The organism is Pseudomonas abyssi (genome assembly GCF_003444685.1).
Lineage (GTDB): Bacteria > Pseudomonadota > Gammaproteobacteria > Pseudomonadales > Pseudomonadaceae > Halopseudomonas > Halopseudomonas abyssi.
This window is the reverse complement of sequence record NZ_LMAZ01000012.1, coordinates 65,953-77,697: the sequence shown is the minus strand read 5'-3', so window position 1 is coordinate 77,697 and position 11,745 is coordinate 65,953. Positions and strand designations below refer to the sequence as shown.

Annotated in this window: 6 protein-coding genes; all 6 read right to left on the bottom strand. The window is 63.4% G+C overall.

The annotated features are described in order from the left end of the window. Positions 1-394: 394 nt before the first annotated feature. The 6 genes from ASB58_RS19470 to pedF all read right to left on the bottom strand — a co-directional run bounded on the left by ASB58_RS19470 (position 395) and on the right by pedF (position 11,557). Complete coding sequence (locus tag ASB58_RS19470) at positions 395-3,019, bottom strand: NahK/ErcS family hybrid sensor histidine kinase/response regulator (protein ID WP_407920694.1); 2,625 nt, start codon at positions 3,017-3,019, stop codon at positions 395-397. Next, positions 3,003-4,115 carry a nitric oxide-sensing protein NosP gene (gene nosP, locus ASB58_RS19465; protein WP_118132049.1) on the bottom strand — a complete coding sequence of 371 codons (1,113 nt, stop codon included), beginning with the start codon at positions 4,113-4,115 and terminating at the stop codon, positions 3,003-3,005. The genes ASB58_RS19470 and nosP overlap by 17 nt, the downstream gene beginning before the upstream one ends. A gap of 349 nt (positions 4,116-4,464) precedes the next feature. Then, a complete protein-coding gene (locus ASB58_RS19460; protein WP_118132039.1) occupies positions 4,465-5,631 on the bottom strand; it encodes a porin in 1,167 nt (388 codons plus the stop codon). A 184-nt stretch (positions 5,632-5,815) separates the two neighbouring features. Next, a complete protein-coding gene (locus ASB58_RS19455; RefSeq protein WP_118132038.1) occupies positions 5,816-8,392 on the bottom strand; it encodes an insulinase family protein in 2,577 nt (858 codons plus the stop codon). Positions 8,393-8,803: 411 nt separating this feature from the next. After that, on the bottom strand, positions 8,804-10,891 hold the full coding sequence (locus ASB58_RS19450) for a TonB-dependent receptor (RefSeq protein ID WP_118132037.1): 2,088 nt from the start codon (positions 10,889-10,891) through the stop codon (positions 8,804-8,806). Positions 10,892-11,146: 255 nt separating this feature from the next. Further along, on the bottom strand, positions 11,147-11,557 hold the full coding sequence (gene pedF, locus ASB58_RS19445) for a cytochrome c-550 PedF (RefSeq protein WP_407920695.1): 411 nt from the start codon (positions 11,555-11,557) through the stop codon (positions 11,147-11,149). Between the last annotated feature and the right edge of the window lie 188 nt (positions 11,558-11,745).

The following is an 11,745-nucleotide window of genomic DNA, read 5'->3' as shown; positions in this document are numbered from 1 at the left end:
GACCCACTCCACGTCGTCCCCGCACAGGCGGGGATCCAGCTCGTCACCTGACGCCCCCACTGTATTACCGCCTTCGCGGGAATGACAGAGTGGTGATTCAGCGATAACTCGACGGCCCAGCACCACGGGAAGGTCGAGCTCCCGCTCGACCAGCGACCCTCCGTGCAACGTCATGGCCGAGTTGGAACTCGGCCTTCCCAACCCACTCCACGTCATCCCCGCGCAGGCGGGGATCCATTGCGCTGTCTGATACTCCCTCTGGATTCCCGCCTTCGCGGGAATGACGGAGTGGAGGTCAAAGGACGAAGATATTCGTGAAGTCTGGGCAGCGCGCCCGGCATGCCGCCCAAGGAACGGAAAGCAGCACGCGCGCTATATCAGGGCGACCCAAAGATCACCTACTCACCGCCAACAAATGACTCATCGCGGTTTTCAGTTTCATCGGTTTGACCGGTTTGTGCATCAGCACATGGCCCAGCTCACGCACCTGCAGCTTCAGCGCGTTGCTGTAGTTGGCGGTGATCAGCAGCACCGGCAGTGGCGTGCCGCGGCGGGCGTTGATGCGGCTGACCACATCGACGCCGTTGACGTCATTGTCCAGATGGTAATCGGCAATCAGCAGATCAGCCGGCGCGTGGAAGTTGTCGACCTGGGCGGCGAGATCTTCTTCTGACAGCGCGGTGATCACCTCACAGCCCCAGCCTTCCAGCAGGGTACGCATGCCGGCACAAATGGCAGCGTCGTTATCCAGCACCCAGATGGTCGAACCGGGCAGGTGTTCGCCGATACGCGCCGAGACCGGTTCGCCAGTCTGGGTGGTCGGTTGCAGGCGACCAAAGGGCACCTCCACCGCAAACACCGAGCCGCGCCCTTCTACCGAGCGCACACTGATGCGGTGGCCGAGCATGCGGGCAATCTTGTCGACAATGGCCAGGCCCAGACCGAGACCGCGGTCACGGGTATTGGCGCTGGGGTTGACCCGTTTGAACTCCTGAAAAATCTCCTGCAGTTTGTCTTGTGGAATCCCCAGCCCGGTGTCCCACACTTCGATGCGCAGTCCGTGCGCCTGCCGCCGGCAGCCCAGCAGAATGCGGCCGCGCGGTGTGTAGCGAATGGCATTGGTGAGAAAGTTGCGCAGAATGCGCACCAGCAACTGGGCGTCGCTGCGCACCACCGCCCGGCAGCCAACAAAGTGCAGAGCCAGCCCTTCGCTGCCGGCGATCTGGCGGCATTCGTTGGCCAGGTTGTCGAGTAGATCAGCCAGCACAAAGGCGCTGATGTCCGGTTTGATCACACCGGCATCGAGCTTGGAAATATCCACCAGAGTGCCCAGCAGGTTCTCCACGTCCTCCAGCGAATGACTGACCTGACGCACCAGTGACGCACCGGACTCCGGCAGGCTGTCGTGCTGTTCCAGCAGCGCCCCGGTAAACAGCCGGGCGGCATTGAGCGGCTGCAGCAGGTCGTGGCTGACCGCGGCAAGAAACTTGGTCTTGGACAGGTTGGCCTGTTCCGCCTCGCGTTTGGCTTCGCGCAGCCGCGCTTCGGCCTCGGTACGCTCGCGAATTTCTTCGCGCATCTGGCCATTGACCTCGGTCAGCTCCTGGGTGCGCTCGCGCACGCGCTGCTCCAGGTGCTGATAGGCCTGATGCAGGGCTTCAGAGGTGCGCCGCCGCTCGGTGATATCGCGGATCAGCACAAAGATGCCCACTACTTCGCCATCGCCATCACGGTTGGGCACATAGGAGCGCAGCAGGTAGCGCTGCTGTCCATCCAGGCTGGGCTCGGCAAACTCGAAGCTCAGACTCTCGCCCCGGAAGGCGCGCTGAATGTAGGGCTGCAGCCGCTCGAACAACTGGCTGCCATGAACGCGGTGCAGGGTCTGGCCAAGAATCTCACCGCGCGCCCAGCCGTACCAGTCTTCGTACACCTTGTTGGTGAACTGGTAGGTCAGATCTGCGCCAACATAGGCAATCAGCGCCGGCACATGGTCGGTGATCAGGCGCACCCAGCGCTCGCTTTCCTGCAGGGCGCGGGCGTAGAGATCGCGCTCGGTGATATCGGTAAAGGTGTTGACGAAGCCGCCGGTCGGCATGGGGTGGCTGCGCACCTCCAGCACGCGCCCGCTGGACAGGCGCTGCTCACAGGTGAGCAAGGGCGCGCCCTGATGGTTAAGGCTGTAGGGTGTGAACAGCTCAAGCTCGCTGTCTTCGATCACCTCGGCAAAGGGCCGGTGGGCTTCAATCGGCGCCAGCCCGGACAACTCCAGGAAGCGCCCGTTCCAGACCTCCAGCGCGCCGTCATCGTTGACCACCGCAACGCCCTGGGACAGGCTGTCTACGGTGCGCTGCAGCAGCCGGGTTTTCTGCTCCAGGGCCTTCTCCCGCCGCGCCTTCTCGGACTGTTTGAGGTCGGTAATATCGGTGTACATGATCACCAGCCCGCCCTCACGCGTGGGCCGCTCGCTGACCTGCATCCAGCGCTGATCGCGCAGCTGGTGCAACAGTTGGCCGTCGGCAGCGGCGTCGGTCTCGACCACCAGGCCGGTGGTCAGCGCCAGGCGCTTGACCTCATTGAGTGAAGTGCCCTCGGTCACGCACACGCCGGTGCCCTGCCAGAAGGCGGCAAAGCGGCTGTTGAACAGGACGATGCGACGCTGCTCGTCAAACAGCACAAAGGCGTCGGATACGCTTTCAATGGCGTCGATCAGATAATGGTGGGCCTTTTCCGCCCGGGCACGCGCATCGCTGAGCAGGCGATTGCTGGCCTGCAGCTCGGCCATGGTGTCGTTCAGCGCCTGGGTACGCTCGCGCACCTGCTCGGCCAGCTCGACCGAATGCTGAAACGCCGCGTAGCTTTCGGTGCGCTGGCTGGAACTGGACTCGACCCGCTCGATCAGCGCGGCGTTGATGCGCTGCAACTTGCTGTTGGCCGCCCGCAGCGCCTCCACCTCGGCCTGCAGCGCCTGGGCGTCCGCCGCGCCGCTGTCGGCGCTGCGCAGATCAACGAGGGAAGGCAAAAGCCACCCCGGTGAAGGTCTGGTTGATATGCATGCCGTTGAACTGCTCACCGTAGGTGTTAAAGCCGATCACCCGGTTGGCCGCCAGAAAGTCGGACATGCGCTGATTCTCCCCGCGCAGCTCGGCCTCCATGCGGCGCAAAAAGCAGTCGCAGCCCAGAATCAGAACCGGTTCGCCCAAACGCTGGCGCAGCTGTTCAAACTGCAAACGCAAGTTGGGCAGCAGCTCGCCGGGCGTCATGGCGGTAAGCACGATGCCAGTGTCCACCGCGCAGTAGAAGGTCAGGCTGCGATCGGCGTTGACCCGCTGGATAGAACGCACATAGAACTGATCACGGATACGCACCGCCAGCGCGTTGAGGGCAAAGTGCTCGGCCCGCAGCGCGTCCAGCGGCACCCCCACCAGCCTGGCGTATTCCTCTGCTGCCGGCTCGGCGTTCAGTTCCAGCACCGTGCGGCTGGCACTGTCGGCGGCGGTAACTACCAACTTGCTGTCTGTGGGCTTGAGGTGATGGGTGGTAAACACCTCAAAATCCAGCCAGGTGTTGATCATCACCACCACCGCAGCCCCGGTCAGAAAACGCCCCTGGTAGTACACATGGGTGTGGCTGAGGTGGTTGTCGTCGCCGGCCGAACCACCGAAATGCGGAATGCTGCCAAGTGCCGCGCTCAGGGTATTGAGCACCAGCTCCTCGCGGCTGGAGAGACCATCGAGCATCGTCAGCGCGAAGGTATGCTCCTTGATGGGCGCCAGATTGACCTGCCGACAATAGCCCAGCATGCGCTCTACCGCCTGCTGCGCCTCGACCAGACTGAAGCTGTCCAGCGCCTGGATCAGCGTGCAGTCAACGGCAAAGGTGCGCAGGTCCAGACCAAGCGCACTGATGCAGCCGCGTCCATACCCCTGGGCGCTGATCTCTCCGGCAGTGGTACAGCCCAACAGCATCACGCCGCCAAAGTGCTGCTCCAGCGCGGTTGCCAGGCGCTCAAGCGGATACTCGGCGGAACAGAAAAACAGTACACAGCCCAGATGAGGGTGCAGTAACTGACGCGCCAAATCCTGCGCCGCCGCATCCGGGTCCAGGGCCTCGGTCATGGCGGTACGAAAGCAGTCGTCGAGCAACTGGAAGCTGGGCTGGGCAATATCGGGAATAGGGTTCATGCCCTCGATTCTAGTGAGCCGGCAAGGCCCCGCCCTATGCTACTTCAGTACTGGATGGGTAGGTCTTGGGGACAACGCGGCGCGCTGCTGGTGCCCGACGGAGAAGCCTGCGGCGTTCTCCATCCTACATGGTTGAGGTGCGGGGCTGGTGGCGGCCGTAGGGTGGAGAATCGCGTAGCGTTCTCCACCATGAGCGCGCCGCGGCCAAGCTGGAACTCCGCCGTCCCAGAAACAAAAGCCCCCGTCTGCTCACACAGGCGGGGGCAGGTATTGCCGCAGGCTCTTACCAGCTCAGGGCCACACCCAGCGCCACCGAATCAGTCTCTTCGATGGTCAGGTTGTTGGTGCGGTCTTCGATCTCGAACTGGTTGTATTCGGCCACCAGCGTCAGGTGCTCGTTGATGCTGTGGAACAGGCCGATGGCGCGGGTTTCGTAATCAGCTGCGACGCCCAGGCCGTTACCGTCGTCTTCGGTCTTGCCGTAGGACAGTGCCAGACGAGTCTTGCCGCCGAAGGTGTAGGAGCCCTGCATCAGATAGCCGGTGCTGTCGATCTCACGCAGTACCGCTTCACCGGCGTTGTTGGTGAAGAAGGGGTTGATGCCTTCGGCGTCAAAACCAGAGGCAATCAGCGACAGCGCACCCATCTTTGCCTGCACACCGTAACCGACGCCCTCGGAGGTGACGTCGTCCACGGCATCATCGGTGTTCTTGGAAGTCTGGTAACCGGCATTCACCCAGCTGTAGATCTCGGCACCAGCCAGATCAAACTGATAGGTCACTTCGGTCTCAAAGCGCGGGGCATCCTGATAGTTCTTGCCGGCGACGGTGTCGTCACTGGTATCGACCGGGTCCATGATACCGGCGGCAACGCGCAGGCCACCCATGACCGGAGAACGGTAGGTGATCTGGGCGGTCGGGAACGGGTACGGATAGCCGCTGCCGATGTTGCCGAAGGACACGCCGCCACCGTCTACCAGGCCCAGGGTGTCGCTCACCTGACCGTAACCGGCGAGCATCTCGTCGAGCAGGATATTGGAGCGGGCAAACAGGCCAAAGTCCTTACCGACCAGCACTTCACCCCAGTCGCCGCCGATGGTGCCGTAGAACTGACGCACGTCGATGGCGGTCGCGGTGCCGTTGGTTTCGCTGTCGTTGATGGTGACCCAGAACGAGGAGCGCGCGCCGAGCGTCAGGTCGCCCATGTCCTTGCCCATGTTGAAGCCAATGTAGTTGGGCAGGAAGCCCATCTTGACGCGGGCCTGGTCACGATCCAGATCGTCGTTGATGTTGTCGGTGTCGGTCTGCACGTAGAAGGCATTGACGTAGCCGTCAGCAGAAAAGGTGGTGCCGTCTTCGTCGTACAGGGTAATAGCAGCCGAGGCCGGCGCGCTCAACAGCGCCAGGGCAATGGGGGTCAGCAGGGTGCAGGCAATCTTGTTCTTGTACATGGTGCTCTCCGATGTAATCAGTGACTGAAGCGTCACGCCGATTATCAGAAAGCCCCCCAGCCCGCCCCATTGATCAAGAGCGGCAGTTGCATTGCCATTTGGTGTCTGCGACCAAGCGATGAGATACCGCGCCTGCGGCAGGTTGTATTTACGACCTCCGGAGGTAGTAAAGTCTGTTGTCGCCTCAGTCTGAGCCGGCCTGGCGGCTCAGCAGGCGCCAGCGCGCACTCTGCGGCAGGCGGCTGACAAAGGCGTTCCAGTGCGCGGCGGTCAATTGCAGCAGCGCCTGCTGCTCGGCGGCCAACTGATCGTCACGCTGCCAGACGCAGTCTTCCCATAGCCCCTCAAAACGCTGCTGAGGATGCTGGCGCTGCTGCTCCAGCAACTGCGCCAGGTGAGCCGACTGCGCCTGCAGGTGCTCAGCACTCAGCGCGCCCAAGTCCTGCAGGCTGGTCTGCAGAAAAGCATCGACCGCGGACTCGATGCACCGGTGCGAGCGGTCCGGTGACTGCACCAGTAACAGCAAGCCCGCACGGCCCGCCCGCCGGTGCAGCCGGGCGACGACCCAGTAGCCGAGCTGTTGCCGCGTGCGCAGCTCGGCGAAGAACGGGTCCGCCAGATGGTGATGCAGCAGGCGCCAGCAGGCCGCCTCCTGCAGGCTGTCGTCGGCAGCCGACAGATAAAGCAGCTGGGCGCGGTCCGTATGCTTGCAGCTGACCTCGCTGACCTGCAGCTGCCGGGGCGCCAGCGGCGGCATGGGGCATTGCCAGCCAAACGGCTGCATCAGCGCCGGACACAGGTTGACCAGCAGCTTGGCGATCTGCGAACGCTCGGCCTCCGGCCAGCGACTGGGTTTTAGCCAGACAATCTGCGCCTGCGCGCACAGGTGTTGCCAGAGCAGCTGCGGGTCACGCGGCCGCCAGGCGCTGAGCGAACGCTCCTGTTCAAGGGTCTGCAGCAGTCGCCAGGCGGGCAAGGCATCCTGCTCCTGCTGCATCCAGCGCCGGCTGCGGCGTTCGATCAACGGCAGCTGGGCGGCGGCGGGCGGTGCCTGCAGCTGCTGCAGCAGCTCACGCACAAAACCGGGCAGCAAGGCTGGTGGGCCCATGACATCAAGCACCAGTTGGCCCGGTGCGAGAGACCAGCTCAGCTCAATGCCTACCTGCTTGCCCCACTGCTGCAACGCCTCGCTGCGCAGCGACCAGCAGGCCTGCAACCAGCGCCGATCAGCTCGACTGGCTTCGCTCTCGGGCCAGCACCAGGCCAGCCGGGTCCGCAGCCCGCCGGCCTGCGGTGCAAAGCGGGTCAAACGCAGGCCCGGCAACAGGGTAGACCAGCGCAGCCCTTCGGCGGCCTCCGGCAACGGCCCCAGACAGGGGCCTGCACGGCCCTGCAAATTGGCCACAGCGGCCGGAGCAACCTGCAGTGCCAACGCCCGCCAGGGTGTATCGGTGTACGCGCAGCGCTCGGCCCCGAACAGGCGTGGCAAGCGCTGCAACACCAGGCGGTTGGCCGGTGTCAGCTGCCCGACAAGCTGCTGCCACTGCGTCTGGCTCAGGACATCCAACGCCACGCCCGGCAGGTCGAGTACCTGCTCGGCAGGCAGGGTCAGCAGACGTTCCGCGTAATGTCGGCAAGCAACGAGCATGTCGCCCTGCGGGCCGAGATCAAAGGCGGTCTGTGCCATGGTTCGGCGCGCGTCCTGCGGCCACTGCGCGGGGTCCTGAATGGCCATGGCCTGCAGCCAGCCATCCAGCTCGGCCAGTAGCAGCCCCGGCTCGGCGTCAACGCTGCGCAGCTCCAGCCGCAGCAGCGCCTGACCACCGGCATCGGCGCGCAGCGTCGCGTGCAGCTCGTCCAGCAAGCCTCTGTCGCGCAGATACCCCAGGGCACCGGCTGGCGCCGCGCTGTTCAGCCAATCACACAGCCAACGCACCGCCGCGCCATGCACATCGCACGCACTCAGCGGATACAGCACCAGGCATTCGGCCTGGCTACTGGGGCCCTGCCACTGCACCAGCCGCGGCAGCTGTCCGCTGGCAAACAACGGCAGTGCAAAAGGCTCCGGTGCCCGCCCCGCCATCAGTTGCTCGGCGCTAGCCTGCGCCAACGCCTGCAGCTGCTCTGGCGCCTGTGGCCCATGCAGCACCAGTGCCATGCTGCCCGCGCGGTAGTGAATCCCGTGCCACTGCGTCAGCCGTTCAGCCAGCAGCTCGGCGTCGCCATCCAGCGAGCGGGCGTTGCCCGCGCTGAAGCGGCTGAGCGGGTGTTCGGGGTGAATCTGAGTGGCCAGGACGGCCTGGGCATGAATGTCGTCATCGGCCAGCCGGGTGTGAAACTCGGCGTCGATTACCTGCCGTTCCTGCCCCACCTGCTCGGGGGCAAACAAGGGAGCCGCCAGCATGTCGGTGAGCTGCGCCAGACAGGGTTGCAGCCCCTCGGGGCTGACCGAGAAAAAGAAGCGCGTGGCGTCCGGCGCGGTGCTGGCGTTAAAACGCCCGCCCCACTGCGCCACCAGTGCGGGGAAGGAGCCTGGCACCGGCCACTGCCGCGAGCCCATGAACAGCATGTGTTCCAGCAAGTGCGCCAGCCCCGGCAGGTCATCTGGCTCGGCATGACTGCCGGCAGCGACCTGCACCACCGCAGTCGCGGCGCAAGCGTCAGGGTCGTGGATCAGCAGGCATAACAGCCCATTGGCCGCACGGTACAGTTGATAATCCCGCTGATCAGCGGGTTGCAGAGATAGACAAACGGGAGACACGGCTAGCTACGCAGAAAAGAGGCCAGCAGCCAGCTTAAAGCAACGGTGCAACGCCTCCGGAAAACCGCGACCAAAGTAGTAGATAGCAACGACGGATGGTTAATGAAGCGCTGAATAATTCCACACGCCCTTTGCGCGTGCTCAAACGTGTAGCTGCAAGGCCCGGTGAGCAGCCAATAGTGGTTCTATTGGCCAGCAGCGCAACGCAGCAGATGCATGCTTGAGCGCCCGCCCTGCGGGGCGTTCAGGCTGGGCCGGATGCGGTCCAACCTGAACGCCAGAGGGGATGTGGATTTAATCAGTGCTTCCTCAAGGCGCAACATGCGGCGGCTCTGTCGCCACGCCCCTCGCCCGCCGTCAGCCATCAATCGACCAGACAAGACGCGGGGTGCGGCGACAGACGGCGCAGCCTCAGAATGCCAGACGCGCCCCGATGGTCAGGTTGCGACCGGGCAGCAGCACTTCATCCTTGATATAGGAGCTGTGCTGACGCGCTTTTTCATCCAGCAGGTTGTTGCCGCGCAAGAACAGCAGATAGTCGCTATCGCCCAGCACGCCGCGCCAGCTCAGGCCGGCACCCAGCAAGGTGTAGTCGCCGGTCTCGGTCTCGTAGTCGGCGGTACGATCCTGACGCATCACCTGAGTCGCTTCCACATGCGCTCCCAGGTGGCTGGTCAGACGCTGGTCGACGCGCAGGCCATAGCGGTCTGCCGGGATACGCGGCAGGTCGCCGCCATCCTTCAGCTTGCCGCGCACGCTGTCGCCGAACAGGGTCAGCCCGGTCGAACCGGTTGCCTGCCAGCTGATGCTGCCCTCCAGACCATGCAGCACGGCATCGGCCTGGCTGTACTGCACTACGCGATAGCCGGCGCCCGGGTCATCACCAGTGTCGGCGGCGTAGATGAAGTCATCAACATCATTGCGGTACACGCTGACATCAAAGGTAACCGGCCCTTGGATGCGACGCAGCCCCAGCTCCATGTTGACGCTGGTCTCGCGGTCCAGGTCGGGGTCACCGATTTCCACCGTGCGGGTGGCGGCATGCGGGCCGTTGGCGTACAGCTCTTCTGCAGCAGGCAGGCGCTGGGAGCGCGAAAGCGAGCCGTAGAGCACCAGCTCGGGCTGGAACTGCCAGCTGGCGCCAACCGACACCGATGTGCCTTTGTGATCGGCGTCATCGTTGCCGTCCTTGCGCTCGATCGACTGCCACTCCTGACGCAGACCAACCTCGTAGATCCAGTCGCCCTGCTCATAGCTTTCCAGCAAGAAGAGTGCGCGGTTGTGGGTCAGGGTCGGCGGTACATAATCTTCTTCACCGGTGGCGGCAAAGTCGCGACGGCTCAACTGGGTACCGATCACCCCGCGCCAGCCGGCAATCGGGTTGTGGGTCAGCTCGACGCGCCCTTCCGTGCCACGGTTGGTGAAGCGCGTACCCGCTTCAGCACCTTCCATTTCGACGTGTTCGTAATCGGTATCGGCAACGCGCACACGAATGCGCTCAAAGCCGCTGAAGGGGTCTTGGTAGTCAGCGCGCAGGTCCCAGCGACGTTGCTTCATATCGATGTAGGCCTGACCGTGCTCCTCGTGCTCGTGATCATGATCATCGTCGTGATCGTGGTCGTCGTCATGATCGTCATCGTGGTCATCATCATGGTCGTCGTCGTGGTCATGACCGTGGTCATGCTCTACGCAGTGCCAGTCCGCCGGCCCATGGGTGTGACAATCGGCATGCTCGTGCGCCAGCAGGCCATACTCGCGATCCTGACGGCTGTAGGCCAGGCCCACATAGCCGCGATCAGTGATCCAGCTCAGCCCCAGCGCAGAGGACTCGGTCTCGTTGTAAGCCCCTTCCTGCGTGGACGGAGAACCGGGAATATTGTAGGGGTCAGCCTCGCTCTTGGCACCCTCGATGCGCGCCGCAAACTGGCCCGCGCCCAGGCTCAGGCCGACTGCGCCGGTGCGCTCATCGGCAACGGTGTTGCCGCGCAGGTCAATCTCACCCTCATAGCCGCGCTCGGGAATGTAGGTCGGTACGCGACGGTCGATCAGGTTGACCACCCCACCAATGGCACCGCCGCCATACAGCAAGGTCGACGGCCCTTTTAGCACCTCAACCCGCTCCAGCAGCGCGGTATCGGCGGTCACCGCATGGTCCGGGCTGATAGTCGAGGCATCCATCACGTCTGCCCCATCGCTCAGCACCCGTACCCGCGCCCCATCCAGGCCGCGGATCACAGGGCGGCTGGCGCCTGGCCCGAAGTTGCTGGCCTGTACACCCGGCAGCGACTCAAGGCTGTCTGCCAGCCCTGTCTCGCGCTGATTGATCCACTCGTCCCCCTGCAGCACGGCGGCAGGCTGGGTCATGCGATCGGCGGATTGTTCCAGTGCAGAAGCACTGACTGTGACACTGGGTAACGTGAGCGATTCATCGGCATGGGCAGACACGCTGGCCGCAGCAACGGCCAGTGCCAGCGCCAAGGGGGATTTGGCAGGCAACATGAAGACTCCCTAGCAAGTCGTGATTGGAATAAAGGGCAGAAAAGTAAGCGGAAGATACTATTTGATATAACGTAACAGTAAAAGCGGAAAGTTATGATATTACATATTTATAACAAATCCGATGATTTCGCTTATCGATGCAACCACTCCCCCGCACCGGCGATATCCTGATCAGCCACCTCTGGTAGCCCATGTCACTGCCACAAAAACGACAAAGCCGGCCCTGTGGCCGGCTTGTTGGACTGGCGTCCCTATTTACTGCTCAACGGCAACGCTTTCCAGCCAGGTGCGAATGGCCCACAGGGCTTCCTGGCTGACAAAGTCGGCCATGCGCGGCATATAAACCCGACCATCGCGCACAGCGCCATTGATGACGCGTTGCTTGAACCACTCATCGCCGTAGTCACCGGTTTCGAGATAGCGCAGATCCGGGTTGATACCACCAGAGATGCCGTCCAGGCCATGGCAGGCCGCGCAGTTCTGGTTATAGGCTGAGGCCCCTACCTGAATGGCGAGGTCATGCTGGGGGTGCCCTTCGCGGTAGGGGTTGGTATCGCGCCATTCCTCGCCCAGGTTCTCCAGTCCTTTGGTGTCGACCGCCTGAGGGGTGACGTTGCCGTGGGCAAACGCCTGACCGGCGACCAGTGCCAGGCCCAGCGCGGTCATTTTCAGTGTGTTCTTGTAATGGTTCATACTGCTCACCTCTTGGCCGTTTATTACGGATTTGACGATGAGCATGGTAGGTAGCGGCGCCCCGGCGCCCAATACTGCTTTGGTGGCCGCGCGCTAGTTCGTTGGTAGTAGAAACGGCCTGCAGCCCGCCTTGGAACGCCCGCAGCAGAGGCGTTGCAGCT

Bases quoted from the DNA above. Each gene is read 5' to 3' on its own strand.
- nosP (WP_118132049.1), bottom strand. From the start codon at position 4,115: ATGACCGAGGCCCTGGACCCGGATGCGGCGGCGCAGGATTTGGCGCGT.
- ASB58_RS19460 (WP_118132039.1), bottom strand. From the start codon at position 5,631: ATGTACAAGAACAAGATTGCCTGCACCCTGCTGACCCCCATTGCCCTG.
- ASB58_RS19450 (WP_118132037.1), bottom strand. From the start codon at position 10,891: ATGTTGCCTGCCAAATCCCCCTTGGCGCTGGCACTGGCCGTTGCTGCG.
- pedF (WP_407920695.1), bottom strand. From the start codon at position 11,557: ATGACCGCGCTGGGCCTGGCACTGGTCGCCGGTCAGGCGTTTGCCCAC.